The sequence below is a fragment of the Paenibacillus sp. FJAT-26967 genome (genome assembly GCF_001541095.1).
GTDB lineage: Bacteria > Bacillota > Bacilli > Paenibacillales > NBRC-103111 > Paenibacillus_F.
The window spans coordinates 141,064-158,387 of record NZ_LMXH01000004.1 but is presented as its reverse complement, the minus strand read 5'-3'; the positions used below and the strand labels follow the sequence as shown (position 1 = coordinate 158,387).

General features: G+C 50.3%; 19 protein-coding genes. 2 read left to right on the top strand and 17 right to left on the bottom strand.

Annotation, left to right across the window (positions count from 1 at the left end):
• Positions 1-23: 23 nt before the first annotated feature.
• The 3 genes from AR333_RS17195 to AR333_RS17185 form a co-directional block, all read right to left on the bottom strand.
• Entirely contained in the window at positions 24-833 is an 810-nt protein-coding gene (locus AR333_RS17195; RefSeq protein WP_068776604.1) for a GNAT family N-acetyltransferase, read from the bottom strand.
• Between the two features lie 330 nt (positions 834-1,163).
• A complete protein-coding gene (locus AR333_RS17190; protein ID WP_068776603.1) occupies positions 1,164-2,735 on the bottom strand; it encodes an amidase in 1,572 nt (523 codons plus the stop codon).
• Between the two features lie 14 nt (positions 2,736-2,749).
• Complete coding sequence (locus AR333_RS17185; RefSeq protein ID WP_068776602.1) at positions 2,750-3,304, bottom strand: PadR family transcriptional regulator; 555 nt, start codon at positions 3,302-3,304, stop codon at positions 2,750-2,752.
• 370 nt (positions 3,305-3,674) lie between these two features.
• On the opposite strand from AR333_RS17185, the gene AR333_RS17180 reads away from it, so the two are divergent.
• A complete protein-coding gene (locus AR333_RS17180; protein ID WP_068776601.1) occupies positions 3,675-4,520 on the top strand; it encodes a neutral zinc metallopeptidase in 846 nt (281 codons plus the stop codon).
• Between the two features lie 170 nt (positions 4,521-4,690).
• Here the strand turns inward: AR333_RS17180 and AR333_RS17175 are convergent, their stop codons facing one another.
• The 4 genes from AR333_RS17175 to AR333_RS17160 all read right to left on the bottom strand — a co-directional run bounded on the left by AR333_RS17175 (position 4,691) and on the right by AR333_RS17160 (position 7,569).
• On the bottom strand, positions 4,691-5,134 hold the full coding sequence (locus AR333_RS17175) for a MarR family winged helix-turn-helix transcriptional regulator (protein ID WP_068776600.1): 444 nt from the start codon (positions 5,132-5,134) through the stop codon (positions 4,691-4,693).
• Positions 5,135-5,262: 128 nt separating this feature from the next.
• Positions 5,263-5,703, bottom strand: coding sequence for an SRPBCC family protein (locus AR333_RS17170; RefSeq protein WP_068776599.1), 441 nt, complete (start codon positions 5,701-5,703; stop codon positions 5,263-5,265).
• A gap of 142 nt (positions 5,704-5,845) precedes the next feature.
• Positions 5,846-7,084 (bottom strand): MFS transporter, encoded by a 1,239-nt coding sequence (locus AR333_RS17165; protein ID WP_068776598.1) that lies wholly within the window; start codon positions 7,082-7,084, stop codon positions 5,846-5,848.
• A gap of 29 nt (positions 7,085-7,113) precedes the next feature.
• On the bottom strand, positions 7,114-7,569 hold the full coding sequence (locus tag AR333_RS17160; protein WP_068776597.1) for a CBS domain-containing protein: 456 nt from the start codon (positions 7,567-7,569) through the stop codon (positions 7,114-7,116).
• Between the two features lie 176 nt (positions 7,570-7,745).
• On the opposite strand from AR333_RS17160, the gene AR333_RS17155 reads away from it, so the two are divergent.
• The gene (locus AR333_RS17155; protein ID WP_068776743.1) at positions 7,746-8,174 is read left to right on the top strand and encodes a MarR family winged helix-turn-helix transcriptional regulator; all 429 of its coding nucleotides are present in this window, start codon (positions 7,746-7,748) and stop codon (positions 8,172-8,174) included.
• Between the two features lie 160 nt (positions 8,175-8,334).
• On the opposite strand, the gene AR333_RS17150 is transcribed toward AR333_RS17155, so the two are convergent.
• The 10 genes from AR333_RS17150 to AR333_RS17105 all read right to left on the bottom strand — a co-directional run bounded on the left by AR333_RS17150 (position 8,335) and on the right by AR333_RS17105 (position 17,316).
• Complete coding sequence (locus AR333_RS17150) at positions 8,335-8,691, bottom strand: nucleotide excision repair endonuclease (protein WP_068776596.1); 357 nt, start codon at positions 8,689-8,691, stop codon at positions 8,335-8,337.
• 94 nt (positions 8,692-8,785) lie between these two features.
• Complete coding sequence (locus tag AR333_RS17145; protein WP_068776595.1) at positions 8,786-9,463, bottom strand: N-acetylmannosamine-6-phosphate 2-epimerase; 678 nt, start codon at positions 9,461-9,463, stop codon at positions 8,786-8,788.
• Positions 9,463-10,398, bottom strand: coding sequence for a dihydrodipicolinate synthase family protein (locus AR333_RS17140; RefSeq protein ID WP_068776594.1), 936 nt, complete (start codon positions 10,396-10,398; stop codon positions 9,463-9,465). The genes AR333_RS17145 and AR333_RS17140 overlap by 1 nt, the downstream gene beginning before the upstream one ends.
• On the bottom strand, positions 10,385-11,290 hold the full coding sequence (locus tag AR333_RS17135) for an ROK family protein (protein ID WP_068776593.1): 906 nt from the start codon (positions 11,288-11,290) through the stop codon (positions 10,385-10,387). The genes AR333_RS17140 and AR333_RS17135 overlap by 14 nt, the downstream gene beginning before the upstream one ends.
• A 144-nt stretch (positions 11,291-11,434) precedes the next feature.
• Positions 11,435-11,875, bottom strand: coding sequence for a YhcH/YjgK/YiaL family protein (locus tag AR333_RS17130; protein ID WP_068776592.1), 441 nt, complete (start codon positions 11,873-11,875; stop codon positions 11,435-11,437).
• On the bottom strand, positions 11,872-12,996 hold the full coding sequence (locus tag AR333_RS17125; protein WP_068776591.1) for a Gfo/Idh/MocA family protein: 1,125 nt from the start codon (positions 12,994-12,996) through the stop codon (positions 11,872-11,874). The genes AR333_RS17130 and AR333_RS17125 overlap by 4 nt, the downstream gene beginning before the upstream one ends.
• 28 nt (positions 12,997-13,024) lie before the next feature.
• Positions 13,025-13,861: a carbohydrate ABC transporter permease gene (locus AR333_RS17120; protein ID WP_068776590.1), complete on the bottom strand. Its 837-nt coding sequence runs from the start codon at positions 13,859-13,861 to the stop codon at positions 13,025-13,027.
• A complete protein-coding gene (locus tag AR333_RS17115) occupies positions 13,861-14,760 on the bottom strand; it encodes a carbohydrate ABC transporter permease (RefSeq protein ID WP_216638985.1) in 900 nt (299 codons plus the stop codon). The genes AR333_RS17120 and AR333_RS17115 overlap by 1 nt, the downstream gene beginning before the upstream one ends.
• A gap of 96 nt (positions 14,761-14,856) precedes the next feature.
• On the bottom strand, positions 14,857-16,188 hold the full coding sequence (locus tag AR333_RS17110; protein ID WP_068776589.1) for an ABC transporter substrate-binding protein: 1,332 nt from the start codon (positions 16,186-16,188) through the stop codon (positions 14,857-14,859).
• A 291-nt stretch (positions 16,189-16,479) separates the two neighbouring features.
• Positions 16,480-17,316 (bottom strand): AraC family transcriptional regulator, encoded by an 837-nt coding sequence (locus tag AR333_RS17105; protein WP_068776588.1) that lies wholly within the window; start codon positions 17,314-17,316, stop codon positions 16,480-16,482.
• Positions 17,317-17,324 lie beyond the last annotated feature (8 nt).

Here is a 17,324-nt window from a genome sequence, read left to right as displayed (position 1 = left end):
AGATCCGAGCCTGGCCGTCAGGTTCAGGCAAATTTGATCTCTACGATTTTACCGCGTTCTTCAAAACCGATTGTCCGATACACTTTATTGGAGTCCGGATTCTTCAGATCCGCATATAACATAGCCTGTAAGCGCTCTTTCTCCAGGATCTCGCACAGCTCGGCTACCAGAGCGCTGGCGTACCCTTTTTTACGCATACGCTTGGGGGTATAAACTTGATTGATTCGTCCATGTCTCGGGGAACGATGGGCTATATTCGCCATAGATACGGGTTTGCCGTCTACGATCCACAAATATAAATTGCCCGTGCCGACCAATTTTGCTGCCCCGGAAATTTGACCTGCTGCTTCGACTGTGATGCCGTAAGCGCCTTCCAGAAAGCCCGCCATATACTCTGCAATCGTCCTCACATCAGACAAAGCCGCCTGGCGTATTGCCCCCTTAACATCAAGGGGCTTGTTAACCTTAGTACATACATACGACTCCATGCCGATATGAATATGGTGGGGAACGTTATAGGACCTGGAATACATTTCGGCAAAAGACTGCACGACTCCGCCGTCTCCCGTGATACCCGGCAAGGGCACGCCTTTCATCGAATCAACGAATTCCAGGATGATAGCATTTCTTTGATCGCAGTTCAGCTCTCTTGATACCCACAGCCAGGCATTATGACCGGGGGTCTGGGCCAATAGAGCTTTCCTGTCGGGGGTTGTCAGGCACCTCGCCCTCTCTGCCTCCCGGATAAGATAGATCAGATTGTAGGGGATTTCATCCCATTTAAACAGCTCCTGATCTATTATCCCGTCGATTGTACCGGACTTCTCTACCATGCGCCGCCTCCCCTCCTTTTACTGGCATATCGCACGAAATTCCCTGCTCTCTATGAACAAAACTCCGCCGGATCATGCACTGATGCACGGATGCACTGTCATCCTAATACCGGCAGCTGTCTATGAAGTTAAACAGGCCTACACGCTGCCTTTGATTTACCCGCACTTGGATAAAGTAGTATTCAGTCTACCGAGGTTGGAATTCCCCGTCAAGGTTTTTCAGCGCCGTTTACTGCAAGCCTTTCTCTCTATTCATGCCTTTGCAAAAATAGGACGCACATTCTCACTTTTATCCGGCTGACCACGAAGATCCGCTGCCGGGACTCTTACTTATTGCGATCGAATAATCTTGCCCACCGGATAGTCTGTCTGATTCTTAACCTGTTCCTCCAAGCAAGACATCACAGCCAGCACTTGATCTTCCCGCCACGGAGAAGCTGCTACCTGCACCCCTACAGGCAGACCCAGACTGCCCCGCTCTGCTTCCCGGACACTCTGAATCATCCTGTCTCGGCTGGTCTGACGCGCATCCGTCTCCTCGCTCCTCACACAGCTCGTCGATAACACTCCGGCCGGCATGCCTAGGTAATTATAGAGCAGCCCATAGGACCCCTCATAAGACATTGTTAAAGAGTGATCGTGCGCTATAGCAGGTGTGAGTGCAGCCGGACTTAGCAGAACATCAACGCCCTGACGGTCCATTTCCTTCATGAAATTTTGACGGAAGCGCTGCTGTGCATGCACCAAAGTCTGCAGTTCCTCTTCTGACTTTAGCCCTAAGTAAGGAAGAATATGAGCCCCTACGGTTTGCTGTCCTAACAAGCGCAGCAATGGTACAACGAATCTTCTGGCGCCCTTGGTTAGTCCAAAGGAACGCCGGATGTTAACGAGCTGCCCGGTCAAGGTATCGGTTCCTGCAGTGCCGGCTATACCCTCCGCACCGGCAGCAGATATTAAGCCGTAAAAATGGTGGACGGCCTCTGACAGATCAGGCAGTTTGAACTCTTTGACCTCTATCCCCAGACCTTCTAGTAGAGCGACAGCCTCATTCACTGCACGCTGAAGCGAAGCAGATGGGGCGAGGATGCCATCCGTCGTGTAATAGCCAATCCGCAATCGGCGTATATCCCGGGAATCCGAGCTCCGGATCGGCGCCCGCAGCAGGGACTCCTGCGCCGAGACGATCTCCAGAGCCAGGGTCAGGTCCTCCACATGGCGCGCCATCGGTCCAGTGCTCGCCATGGCTGCTGCTGCAGGGCGCAAATGATACAGCCCTGCCGGTTTGGCGGCAGGAACACGGCCCGGAGTCGGCTTCAATCCGTGGATGCCGCAGAAAAGCGCAGGGGTACGGATGCTTCCGCCTACATCCGTACCAAGCCCCAGCGGCGATCCTCCGGCCGCAATAATAGCGGCTTCGCCTCCGCTGCTGCCGCCCGGCGTACGTTCCTCCGGGCGCCAAGGGTTACGGCTGCGTCCGTACACCGGGTTTACAGACTCGCAGCCCATAAGCAGCTGCATCACGTTGGTTTTGCCCAGCAAGATAGCTCCCGCTTGCCGTAAAGCGGCTACGCTCGGATCATCCTGCTGCGCCAGCATTCCGGAGCGGCTCGGCAGCCCCCATGTACTCGGGGTTCCGGCGGCATCAATCGATTCCTTGATAGTGACGGGAACCCCGTGCAGTGGCGGCAAAGGTTGCCCGCTTGCTCTCATGAGATCCGCAGCATCCGACTGCCGCCTGGCTTCATCAAACATAGGGACTACTACCGCACAAAGCTCAGGGTTAACCCCCTCAATCCGCTGAATGTGAAGCTCGACCAGTTCCCGCGACGTCCATCTTCCTTCCCTTATCCCCCGTGCCATCTTTGCCGCACTCAAACTCAGCAGTCCTAGTTCAGCTGCCATACCGATCCGCCTCTCTAATCTAAGAATTGAATTGTCTGCTGAGCTTCGGCTTTTCGCCGTTCCGTCAGTTCCTTCTCCGCCCACTCCAATCCCAGGCGGACCTGGGTAATTCCGAAATCCAAGGTCTTCATCCGGTAAGGATCGGCCTCTGGATTTTTTTCCTGTGCGGCCTTCATCGATAACAATCCCTGGAGTGCTTTCTGCTGCCTGAAGCATTCCTGCTCTAGCCAGCTCAAGATCAGACAATCCGGAACATGGGACGCGAAAAAGAAACGCAGCAGAAAATCCGAACGCTGTCCGTTCTGTGCAAGAGGCGACAACAAATAATCCATGAATGATTGCCGTCCTTTGTCTGTTATGGCAAACACATTTCTATTCGGTTTCCCCTCCTGAAACTGGATTTCCTTATCGACTAACCCCTCCTTCTCCATCCGTTTAAGAGCGGGATAAATCCCTCCAAATGAGGCTTCGAACAAATGAGAAACCGATTGGTCCACCCGGGCCTTCATGTCATATCCGGTCATAGACTCTTTAGTCAGAAACCCGAGGATTACAGTTTGAATATTCATGAAAAAAACTCCTTATTATTGATGTTTATATGATTGTCGATAATATATATGATGATAATATAAATGTTAATATCTGTAAAGCGAAATTATTAATCGCTTAAAACAGAATACAAAAAAAAGCAGCCGAGGCCGTAGCATCCCTAACGACAAAACTGCTCTTCTTGGCAAAAGCTATTTATTTTTGGATAGGAACCAGACAACGACCCATACCGGAACTATCCTGGATTTGGTGCGGCGTACATCTCCGCCCGTCTATTCTTACCAGTACCGTTTATTCCCTCGACTAAAATCTTCTAACTTCGGGTATATGACTAATAAAGAACAGCACATGGCGCAGTCTCGCACGAATGTGACCCGAGGAGGAGCAGCAATGAAGTGGAAAGGCAGACAGGGAAGTCGGAACGTCGAAGACCGCAGAGGAATGAGCGGTGGCGGCAAAGGCATCATTGGAGGCGGGATCGGCCTGGTTATCGTCCTGATCGTGACCCTGCTGGGGGGCAACCCGGGCGATCTTCTGGGCAACCTGCAGAATACAGGCTCAGATAGCAGCGCGCCTTACGAAGAAACAGCGCAGGAGAAGGAGCTTTCACAGTTTGTATCAGTTGTTCTGGCGGATACGGAGAAAGTCTGGACCGAGGTGTTCCGCCAAGAAGGTCTGACCTACCAGGAGCCCAAGCTTGTCTTGTACTCAGGCAGTGTGAACTCAGCCTGCGGAACCGCCGGATCGTCTGTGGGGCCTTTCTATTGCCCGGGCGATAAGAAGCTCTATATTGACCTGAGCTTTTACCAAGAGCTTCAGGACAAGTTCAAAGCGCCCGGCGATTTCGCGATGGCCTACGTAATCGCCCATGAAGTAGGTCATCATGTTCAGACACTTGTCGGTACGACAGATAAGATTATGCCTCTGCGTTCCAAGCTCAGCGAAGCCGAGTTCAATCAATATTTGGTCCGATTCGAACTCCAGGCCGATTATTTGGCCGGGGTCTGGGCGCACCATGCCCAGGGAATGGACCTGCTGGAGCAGGGCGATCTTGAGGAGGCGCTGACTGCCGCCAGCGCAGTGGGAGACGACAGCATTCAAAAGAAGGCACAAGGCTATGTTGTACCGGAAAGCTTCACCCACGGGACTTCCGAGCAGCGGAAGAAGTGGCTGTTTAAAGGCTTCCAGTCCGGCACTCTTCAGGGCGGAGATACCTTTAGCGCAGGTAATCCGTAAGCGGGGTCAATCGAAGGCCACGTCAGGTCAATCCCATATATGAAAGTATTCAACAAGGGTCAGTATATGGCAAGCACCGGTTCTTGTTCCTTCTGAACATACCGGCTGAACATAAGAACCTCCCAATCCTTGAAGGACTTGGGAGGTTCTTTGTGATTGATCCTGCCCGGCTACCGCTTCGCCAGTTGGATCAGCAGCTGCTTGAGTTGATCGGTATCCGCGCCGAGACCGGCGAAAAATTCACGGTCTGCTGCTTCGACAGCTTGAACAGCTCTGGAGGCAAGCTCATTTCCTTGCGGGGTCAGAGTAATGACTTTGGCCCTGGTGTCGGTTAAATGAGGGCTGCGGTTCAGAAGCCCTCTCATCTCGAGCGCCCTCAGTACCTGGGAGGTTACGTTCACATCTACCCGGGCGTGCTGGGCCAGCTGAATTTGCGTCACTCCTTGTGGATATTCCCGGCCATTCAACCATTGGCAGGAGAAAAGCAGCACGAATTGCGGTTGAGTCAATGCAAGTGGCTCCAGCGCAAGACGAATCTCCTTTTGCCACATGTTCGTTACCTGCCACAGCAAAAAACCGGGGCTCTCTTGCATATCATTGAATTCTGAACTCATTTCATTCCTCCAGCATGACGCCTGCAATCGTTCGAAATTCTTCGGGTCCGTCTCCAAACCGCTTTTGCACCCGCCCTACAAGGAGCGGATACCGCAACTACCCGGCTGCAGACAGTATATTTCCGGTCTCATGCTCCCTGCTGACGCTCTCTCTTCACCGCCGCCGCGGCAAGTCCCTGCATGGTAGACGGAAGCCCCTGTGCGATCCGGGCTCCCCACTGCGGGCCCAACTGCTCTGCATTCGGACCGGTAATATTGACTTCATGCGTAATCGCAGTCCCTTTATGCGTCTGCTGAAGGCGATGTATGAATTCGATGTGGATGCCGGCGCCGGGGATATCGGCAATTTTGGCAAATCTGCGAGGGGGATCGACCTCCGTCAGCTCAAAAGCCATCGGCCCCTGGCCTTTAGGCTGCAGGACTCCTTGAATGCCGGCTATAAACGGCCCTTCCAATGAGGCAGAGTCAATTTCCTTATCCCACTCCACCCAGGAAGAAATATCACTGTACAGCTTCCAGATCGTTTGCACGCTTGCTTCTGCAATTACCGTGTGTTCGAAGTGCCACATAATCGAATCACCTCTTATGGTTATTTAGGGATATTATATGTACACATACTATATTTGTCAATATGTTCCATGCGGTTTGAGAACGATGCACTAAAAAAGGATCTGCACCAGGGCAGATCCTTGTCTGTACAATCAGACCGCATCAATGTGCGGCTTCAGCTTTGTCAATATGCCGGATATGTTCATAGTTGAACCAGATAAACCAAACCGAAAGCAGAACAAAACCAGCGCCTACAAAGAAAGGAACGTGGGGGTTGAAAATCTCCGACAGCTTGCCCGCCATGAACGGCGCTATAGCTGCCCCAAAAAAACGCAGAAAGCTGTAGGCGGCAGAAGCTGTGGATCTTTCAACCGGGGAGGCATCCATTACCGCCGTTGTAATCAATGTATTGTTATTGCCCAGAATCGCACCGGCGAAGATAACCGCCGCGATCACTACCCACTGTCTCGACGTGAAGATCCCCATGACCACCAGGTCCAGAACAAACAAGATCAACATCATACACATTGACTTGACGGTTCCGAACCATTGCTGGAGTTTAGGTGCCATGAAGACGGAGGTAACGGCCAGTAAGAACCCCCAGCCTAAGAATACATAACCTAATCCCTTAGGGGGAAGTCCCATTACGAATGGCGCATACGCCATAATGGTAAAGAAGCCGACGTTATATAAGGCGGCTACGATGCCCAGCACCAGCAGGGAACGGTGCTTCATGGCCCGGAATGGAGCCAGTAAAGAGGTCGTCGATTTCCCTGCAGACTGTGACTTCGCAGAAGATTTAGGCATTAATAATGATAGAACGATGAAACCGACGATCATTAATACGGCCACGCCAATGAAAGGGGCTCTCCAGGAGATGGAGCCCAGCGTACCGCCGAGCAAAGGGCCCACCGATATGCCGAGACCGACGGCGGCTTCGTACAGAATGATCGCTTTGGCAGTTCCGCTGCTCGACAAGGATACGATCGCAGCCAGCGCTGTAGCGACAAAGAGCGCATTGCCCAGGCCCCATCCGCCGCGCAGCCCGACGAGCGTCCATATGTTGCCCGCGAAACCCCCGAATGCCGCAACCACGGCAATAATTCCAATGCCCAGAAGCAGTGTCCCTTTGCTGCCGAGTCTGGATGACACCGAGCCTGTAATGAGCATCGCTACGGCCATAACTGCATTATAGCTTGTGAATAGTAAAGTAACTTCACTAGGTGAAGCCTGCAGCTGCTTAGCAAGGGTAGGCAGAATCGGATTAACCAGCCCCATTCCCATAAAAGCGATGATGCTGGCAAAAAAGACTGCCCATACAGCCAGCGGCTGCCGGAACAAGCCTCCGGCTTCATGCGGATCTATACGGACAGTTGCTGATGATGATGTTCGTGATGACATACTGACTTCTCCCTTATAGACCTATCACTTTACAGCAGGGATTTGAAGGAATGCCGGATGACATCACCGCGACTGATAATTCCAACCAAGACCCCATCCTTTTCGACAGGCAGTTTTTTAATACGTTTATTTCCCAGAACCGCTGCGATATTCTCCGCCTCTTCATCCCATGCCACTTTGATTACTTTTTTCCTGGCGATAGACATGACGTTCAAATCCAACGCTTTCTGGGTTCTCTGTTCAAATTCATCATCGTCCCCTTTGATCACATTCACATAATAGAACGTGTCGATGATGATGTCCTTATGCTTGCCGATAAAACGCATAATATCTCCGTCACTTATATAAGCGACCAGTTGGTTCCTTTCATTTACCACAGGAAGTCCGCTAATCTGATGCTCAATGAATTTTCCAATGACCGAACGTATACTTTCTTGTTCAGTGACTTTGATGACATCTGCTTTCATAATCTCATGTGCCTGCATATGGATTCTCCTAATTGGTTAATTTTAAATAAGTTTGTATCATGCAACTATTTAATTGTATAATGCAACTAAAGGACGTGTCAATATGATTTCCGCCTCCCGCGTTCGTAAATTGACAAAAGGTCGGGGTAGGTTATCATGTTACATAGAGAAAGACTTATGGGGTGATGAAGGATATGAAAGAAGACTCCGTGGAAACCATAGAACTCCAAATGGCGCTTCTAGTTCGCCGGGTGACATCCGTGGCATCGAATCGAAAAGGCGGCAGTCTGGACAGATCCGCATATCTTCTGCTGCATCAAATTTCGTCACAGGGATTGGCCGGAGTAAAAGCATTGGCCGAAGAATTTCAGCTCGATATCTCTACGGCAAGCAGACAAGCCGGAGCTTTAGAGCTCAAGGGATATGTAAGGAAAGTGCCGGACCCGCAAGACGGACGGTCTTATTTTTATCAGATCACAGATTCAGGCACGCAAGAATTAACGGCTTACAAACAAATCAGATTAGACCATATAACCCGGTTAGTGAGTGATTGGGCCGAAGAGGACCGCCAGAAATTCGGCGATCTGCTGTTGAAGTTTAATCAAAGCTTAATGAAGAGATAAGGCGGAGAGAAGGCCTATATTTGCGAAATGCCATCGGATATCCCCTGTCTCATGGATGCGCGGCCGCCCGCGTATTCATGTCGGAAAATCCAGCAAATAAGGAGCGATAAGAACAGTCCCGCGGGCTGTACGTATCGCTCCTTATTTGCTGCTCTTACTTTTACTTGTATAAGACTTTCTCAACATTGTATTTCGCCCGCAGCTTGTTAAGGATGTAGGTTTCGTAGATCTCTCTATCAACCGCATCTTCAACCAGGCAAACCTCAATGGTCGTTACTTCATCGCGGTGCATTTTGATCGGGGATACCGAGTCTTCAAAATGCTTCTTGATCCGGGGTCTGAGCTTGCGCGCTTTGCCTACGAACAGAAGTTCATCCTGATCATTGTAGAACATGAAAATCCCGCCCTGATCTCTTGAGATCAGGTGAAAATCCGTAAACCCGTAAATATTGCTCAGCTCGGGAGCATCCTGCTTCGTTATCGTAATATCCGGTGTAGGGATGGTAATGTTAATCATATGGCTCACTTCCTCTTTCGATCTAGGTGTAAATACTACCACAAATTTCGAAAGAAGACCATGTTCGACCATATGCCGCAGCGGCCAGGCGGGGTTAGGCAAGCGCGCGAACGAACCGGGCCGTGATGTCTCTGGGCCTTGTTATGGCCCCGCCCACTACGACGGAGACCGCGCCCAGCTCCAGACAGCGCCTGAACATCTCCGGCGTAAGCACATTCCCCTCTGCAATGACAGGAACAGCTACCCGGCTGACGACCTCTTGAAGAAAAGCAAAATCATCGTCGTATAACTTAGAGTCCGACGTATCCGGAGTATACCCGTATAAAGTCGTAGAGATGCAGTCGAATCCCAAGCTCTCCGCCAGGACAGCTTCTTCCGCCGTGGAAATGTCGGCCATTAGTAAGATAGACGGATCTCGTCTTCTGCAATAGCTCACTAGTTCCGCCAGCTCCTCTCCATGCGGACGCTGCCTCACCGTGCTGTCCATTGCGATCATTTCACAGCCGCTTTCGAGCAGCTCCTCTATTTCCTCGGTTGTCGCGGTAATAAACACTTCACTATCTTCGTAATCCCTCTTCACGATACCGATGACAGGCAAATCTACCTCACTCTTAATGGCCAGAATGTCCGCCTTCGTGTTGGCTCTTATTCCAGCTGCTCCGCCCTCTTGAGCCGCCAAGGCCAGCTTGGACATGATAAAAGGACTGTGCAGCGGTTCGTTCTCCAGTGCCTGGCAGGACACGATTAATCCGCCTCTCACCTGATTGATCATTAGCTCTTCTCTCCGTATGATCCCGCATAATGCGCGGTCAGTTCCTCTATCTCGCTGTTTAGCTTAACCAGCGAATCGTGATGGGAGGGCCGAACCGGAAGCAGCGGCAGACGCGGCTGCCCGGTCTCGATCCCCCTGAGACTAAGCAGATACTTGCATGCCCCGTACAAGGAGGGATAGCCCAGCAGGCTTTTAATGATCCCGTTGATTTTAACCTGAAGCACCTGGGCCTCTTCCCTCCGGCCCTGCTCATAAAGCCGGTTAAGAACGCAGAACAGCTCCGGCATGACACCGTAAGTCCCTCCGATACCGCCGTCGGCGCCCATGATCCGCCCCGCTAGAAACTGCTCGTCCGGACCGTTGAATACGAGGAAGTCCGGGCCGCCGATCTCTTTGAACTGCTGCAGCTCGAATGTGCTTTCTCCCGACATCTTGACACCGATCACCTTGTCCTGCTCGGCCATTCTGCCCAGCAGAGCAGCGGATAATTGAAATCCCGTTGTTTGCGGGATGTGATAAATGATGAACGGCAGCGAGGTGCTGTCAATCATATGCTGCCAGTGATTCTCTACGGCGCTCTCCGGCAGCCGGTAATAAATAGACGGCACAGCCGAGATCGCATCCGCCCCATGCTGCTCCGCATGCCGGGCAAGCTCTACGCTCTCCGGCGTGGAATTGGCTCCGATATGAACGATGACGGTTAATTCGCCCTTCACTTCTTCCAGAACGGCTTCCACGACCCGCTTGCGTTCTTCCGCATTCTGCAGAATCCCTTCGCCGGAGCTGCCGCCTACATAGAGGCCTTTTACGCCAGTATTTACGTAAGATCTTGCCAGTTTTCTCACTCTGGCCTGATCCACTTTGCCCCCTTCGTCATAGGCTGAATACATCGCCACATAGACTCCTGCGAATTTAGAAAGGTTATTCTCTGCCACTTTCTTCACACTCCCTGTCAGATTCAAAAAACGGGTAAACCGCGCCCAGTAAGGCTGCCTTATTGCCCAGAAGGGCGGTCCGAATCTCTGTCTTACAAAAATTGTCGGGTAAATAAGCGTTAAGATGCGGTCTGATTCTGCCGGTCAGAAATTCCTTCTGTTCGGAGACTCCGCCGCCAATGATGATGAGGCCAGGGTCGGTGATCAGAATGATCTCAGCCAACCCCCGCGCAATCTCTTCGGCCCACCCCTCAATGATTTCATTGCACAAGCCGCTCCCCGCTCTCGCTTCATCGAACAGCTCTCGCGGTGTCCCCGGGAATCCGGACTCCCGCGCCATTTTTAGGAGAGCGGTCATAGAAGCCCTTTGTTCATACGTGGTCCGGGTGACTTTATCGAATAAAGAATGGCCGATTTCGCCCGCCCTGTGATGCTGCCCGGTAACAAGCCTGCCCCCGCAGTAGAGAGCTCCGCCGATTCCGGTTCCGATTGTGAGGCAGAAGAAGTGATCGCAGCGGCGGGCCGCGCCCTTCCACTTCTCCCCTATGGCTGCTGCATTCACATCGTTGGCTACGTGGGTCGGCAGACCATACGCCTGCTCCATGCAGATCTTCAGATTCGTACCCACATATCCGGGCATCGTGCCGCCGGCGAAAATAATCTCGCCCGTCTGCGAATCGACGACTCCGGCCGTACTGATTCCAATCCCTTGCACGGCTCCATACTTCTCCAGAAGAACCCGCATGATCTTCAGCAGTTCTTCGGGTATCCGCTGCTTATAGTCGGCCCGGGGGGTGGGTGAAGAGTCATGATACAAGATCTCACCGGCATCATTAATGACCGCGTACTTGATTTCCGTACCGCCGACATCTATAGCTGCATAAAGTTTCATTTTTCATCCCTTCATTCTCCAACGGCTGCCGAATTATATCTTAGTATATAGATGAAAATACTTGGTTTATGAGGTATACACACCCGCTTAACGCCGCTAGTGCGCCGCTTATTAGCGATTCTGGCGGTACAGCTGCCTGCGCTCTTAAACCCCGATTTTATAGATGATTTTGGTTACTTCTTGTTCCCGCTCTTCATGCGCCCCTACCAGATGAGTATCCTCCGGAAAACAAATCAGAAAGTAGCCCGGTTCTAAATACCCGCTTAACCGTGGTCCGGTTCCTACATCACCGAAATAAATATCCCGCTCCCGGTCGTATTCACTCCGGCTTGTCAGGCACTCCACATTGCTGACTTCCACATACTCTCTTCCTTCGAGGACAATATGGATGTCGATAAACCTGTTGTGCGCTTCGTATCTTTTCTCGCTTATCGGAGTCGTAGTAAACGAAATACTGTTTTTACGGAAATCAGCCGTTCCATGAGTTTCTCCGAGCAGATTGGTCCGGATATCTTGAATGCAGCTCATCATTCTCGGATTCTCAAAGGCATACTGTCCCAGATTAGTGATTTTATCGTAAATCATAACTTAACGGCCTCTCTCCCGGTAATTTCCTGGACGCTGACTTTTCTGTCTTCTTCGATGGATAAAGTAAGGGCATCCGCTGTTGCAATCGAAGCCCGGGCCGCTGTTCCATCCAGCAGGGGCTTGAATTCTTCCTCTACCGGTGCTCCCTGCATAATGCTGTGGAAGTAGTTCATTTCCTTGCTCATGATACTGTGAAGCCACATAGGAGGCGTCATATTCGGCTTGCCGTACATAATGGCCCCGTCGATCTCCAGACCTTTATAGATGCGGGTACGGTCGTCGTCTTCTTCCTGGCTTTCGTGAAGCAGGAACTGTTCCTCACCGTCCGGCGTTTTCAAGACTACTCGGACGTCCTGCATATCAATGAGAATAGCGCCCTTCGTGCCTTGAATTTTGACATAATGCTCACTCCATCTAAAAGCAGAACCGTATTGAAGGGTCGCGAAACGGTTGCCCGCGAATTCCAGCGTAATAAACAGCATGTCGTCCTCATCGCCGAATTGTTCGCCTTGATGGGCTACGTTGCCGCCTACCATGCACACTCTTTCGGCCGGTCCCATCAAGAACTGGATGAAATCAAGCTCGTGAATATGGTGATAGAGATGTCCGCCCGAAATCTCCCGCTTCTTCTTCCAGCTCACCTCTTGCTGAGGCTCCTCCCAGCCGTTGCGCTCAGCATGACAGAAGAGCAGATCGCCGATCTTGCCCTCGTTAATGAGCTGCTTAGCCTTCCGCACCCCATTCATGAAGTTCATCACATGACCGGCCATGAAGATAAGGCCCTTATCCTTCGTTGTCTTAATCATCTCGTTGCAGTCTTCATACGATAATGCAATGGGTTTCTCGCAGAATACATGTTTTCCGTGAGCTGCCGCGCGCAGCACCGGCTCTTTGTGATACCCGTTCGGAGAAGCGACCAGAACGGCTGTAACATCGGGTCTCTTGCAGAGCGATTCAATGCTCGGCTCCACGTCACAATTTAATTCCTTCGCGACGGACTCCGCATTGACGGGGTCATAGACCGCGACGACCTTGGCCCCGTCCAGTGCGTCGATTAATCTGGCTAATCCCGCCCCGAAGTACCCCGCACCTACTACTGCATAATTGACTGTCTTCATCTTATTAACCCCTTTCTTATTTGTACCATTATTTGACGGACCCATCGGATAAACCGCCGGCAATTTTATTTTGAATCAGCATGAAGAAGAGCACTGAAGGCAGAATGATAATAACGGAGGCTGCCATCATTTCTCCCCAATCGAGAATCTCGGATCCCGTTAAGGAATAGAGAGCGACGGAAATCGGCATTTTGCCCGAGCTGTTGATCAACAAGAGAGCAAACAAGAATTCGTTCCAGGTGTTAATGAACGTATAGATGGCCGTAGCCACGACCCCCGGTGAGACTACCGGCAGTACCACTTGAATAAAGACTCTCAATTTGCCTGCCCCGTCCACTCGGGCCGCCTCCTCAATTTCAACGGGAACGGTCTGGAAGAAACCGATCAGCATCCAGATCGCATAAGGGATCGAGAAGGATAAGTACGTAATGACCAGCCCCGTCCAGGTGTTGACCAGGCCCATTTTAATAATAATGATGGAGTATGGGACGGCCAGGAGAATAGGCGGGAACATATACGTGGTAATGAGCAGCTTGGTCATTTTCTTCCCGGCTTTAGGGAAGAACCGTACGATGCCGTAGGCTGCCAAGGCTGACACGACGATTGTAATCAAGGTAGCCGATAAAGAGACAAGCAGACTGTTTTTTATATTCGTCGTAAAGTTCAGATCGTTCAAAACCCTCGAGTAATACTCCGTCGTAAAGGTTTTAGGGAAAAAGGCTAAGGGATGGTTGGCCATCTCACCGGATGTCTTGAAGGAAGATAAGATGATCCAGACCAAAGGGAAGGCCGCGACAACAGCCAAGATACTGAGAAATAGATACAAGAAGACAATCGTCATCTTACTTCCGCCAACTTGCTTCATTATCGATCCTCCCTTTCCCATTTGTTTAAGAGCCTGAAGTACAGCAAGCAAATGCTTAACAGGAAGAGCAGGAGAATGACCGTAATGGCCGATGCAATTCCCAGCTGTTTGAGACCCCAGCCTGCCTTAAAAGCAAAAATAGGCAAGGTCGTGGTTAAATCGGATGGTCCGCCGCCTGTCATCAGGTAGAGGAGATCGAAATTGTTGAAAATCCAGATCGTTCTCAGCACCAGCAGCAGTCCGATGACCGAACGGATATGACGGACTGTAATCGCCCAGAACGACTGCCACGGAGTAGCTCCATCCATTACGGCCGCTTCATACTGGTCTCCCGGTATGGTCTTGAGCGCCGACAAAATGTTGACCATAAAAAGTGGAGCACCGAACCAGATATTGATGAAGACTACCGATCCGAAAACGAAGCTTGAATCGGCAAAAAAGTTAATGTTCTGCTCCGTAATTCCCAGTGTCGTTAATAGATTTGGAAAAAAACCATATACATCGTTGAATATCCATTTCCATGAGAACGCAATGACAATGGCCGGGAACGTCCAGGGAATAATAAGCATCGTACGGAAGAAGCCCGAGAATCTTGGAATCTTATTCAGCGCCAGCGCAGCCGCAAATCCTATGAGCAGCTGCCCCGCTATGGAGAAGACCGTCCACTTGATCGAATTGTAGAAAGCGACATAGAAATCGTGATTGGTGAGGACAAAGATGAAATTATCCAGTCCGACCCAAGAATAGGTAGCTCTAACCAGATGCCTGGAAGTAAAACTGAAATAAATGCTTGAGAATATGGGGTAAATCAACAAAAGAATGACGATTAATACAGCAGGCAGGATAAATAATAAACCTGTTGTATTCATGCTCTTGATCTTGCTGCTAATGGATCTCACCCGCTTCACTCCACTTCTGAAAGTTAGTACAAACAATCTCTCCTCTCTCGAGCATCGCCTATCTCCGGTTAGGGGTTCCAATGCCCCCATTTTTCTTTACTTGGCCATTCTAAATAAATTATTCAGCTCTTTTTCGGCTTTCTTAGCCGCTTTATCCACCGGTTCATTCTTCAGCAGAATGTCAGCGAACATTCTCTCAATGACACCTTGGCCTGTGAGAAGTCCGGATTCCAGGGTAGGTTCATATTCCATTCCTATCGCCGTCCCCTTGTTGACCGCATCGCTGATCACCTGGACCGCACCGCTGAACTTTTGAATGGTAGGTTCATTAAGGAAGTCCGGATCGGTTGTGATATCTTTCATCGCAGGCAGCATGCCGACAGGAACAGAGTGCAGGAAATTAATGTACCTTTCCTTCTCGTACAAGCTTTCTATGAAAGCTTTTGCAATCTCCGGGTGCTTGCTGTTCTTCCAGACCACCATCGGAATGTTGGAGGTCTCAATACCGTTCGACGGATCTGTGGCATTGATCTTAGGAATTGGAGCAGCGTCGATCTGATCGATTAAAGCAGGTGAGTTGGAGGCTACGCCGCCGATCTGAAAGCCGCTGTTGAAATCAAAGGCCGTCTTCCCCTGATAGAACAGCGTAGCCTGATCCAGCACTTTAAAGTTAACGGAGCCGGACGGAGACGTGTTCTTGTACATCTTCACCCAGTAATTAATTCCGTCTATAGCCGCCTTGCTGGTTAGATTGGCCTTACCTTCGGGTGTAATCAGGGCTTCGCCTGCCGAACGGACATACAGGTTCAGGAATCTCGTAGCCATCATATCGCCCGATCCCATCGGAACGGATAAGCCGTTGACCTCAGGCGGATTATTGATTTTCTTAGCGGCTTCGAATAATTCATCCCACGTTTGGGGGACTTTCAGCTGAGCCTTCTGCAGCAGATCCTTCCGGTACCACATGACTTGAGCATGAGAATACAAAGGAATGGCATAGTTGCTGCCGTCCACGGTCCCTTCTTTGATCGGAGCCTCGTAGAACCGTTCGCGCCCGATATTATCAATGACATCATTAATCGGTATAATCGCATCGGCATCGATCATTTCGACCACATGGTTGGGTAATGCCGTGCTGACATCAGGTACTTGTCCGGCTTGTACGCCTGTTGTCCACTTGGTATAAAATTCAGGCCAGGCGAATGTCTCGATCCTGATCTTCACTCCGGGATGCTCTTTCATAAATGAGCTGGCCGCATCTTTCATAAATTCGTTCCTCGCCCCTTGGGTGAAGGAATGCCACAGAACAATCTCGCCGTGTAAGTTCCCGTCCTGATCAACTGTCGGCGGCAATGCTTCCTCTTTACTGCAGGCGGATGTAAACAACATCACGGAAGCGGCTATACAGGGCAGCCACTTGTTCTTCATACACCTCGACCCCTTCCTGGATGAATTGAATGAGTGAATGTTAATCCGAATTTGTACTCTAGCCAGAAAATGCTATTACCGGAGGGCCTGCTTCTCTGCAAGTCCAACAGCCAAGTCTAGCCGGCCTCTCCACCTCCAATTTAGTATGCGTTTACAATTGTTATTTCATATACTTTATTGAATTCAGCTGAAATCTTCTATGCCTTAAGGATATCCAAAAACAAACCGTACTTGAATATATCAAACCAATCAAAAATAGCACAAATCGCTTAATACCCGCTCGGATTTCCACTATTTTCTTGCCAGCTGTCGGTACGAATAGGGGGTCACTCCATAGTGCTTTTTGAAAACTCTAGAGAAATAATTCGGATCTTCAATTCCGACCTGATAGGCAATATCTGAGATTCTTTCGTCCGATTCAAGGATTTTTTTGGCCGCAACGACCATTTTGAGCTCAATAATAAATTCACTGGGCGATTTTCCGGTATGCTGCTTAAATAAGCGGCGTAGAGAAGAAGAGCTGATCTGTACCCTCTTGCCCAAATCTTCGATGCGGATATTCTTATCAAAATGATTCATGATATAATCCATCACAATTTCGACCCGGTTATCCGGATTATTGTCTGCCTTAATCGTCCTTGTCGTATTCGGTCTCTCCGAGAAAGCCTCCGAGGAATTAAGCAAGTAGCCGACGATCAGCTCCAGATAGCCTCTTAGCATAAAATATTTGCCTCTGCTCATGGATTCCTTCTCTCGAATAATGCAATTGAAGTAATATTTGACCTGCATGTCATTGCACTTCACTTTCGCATCAAAACCGAGGATTTCCGACCAAATTTCGCGATCCGTGAGCGGAAAAGCCGCTGTAAAACGGATACTGATAAAGGTGAAATCATCCGTTAACGCTTCGCAAGACAACGCACTACCCTGGGGAATGTACACAATATCATCTTCCTCCAGCTCGTACAGCGTCTCATCAATTCGGAATCGTCCCCTCCCTTTCTGGATAAAACGGATCATGGAATAGGGGATCGAAGTCTCGTAATAATTCCAAGTGTTCGGAAAAGAATATTTCTCCGCATACACGAAATTTAACCGGAATGCCTGCAGCAGATTATTAACGGACAAAATGCTCA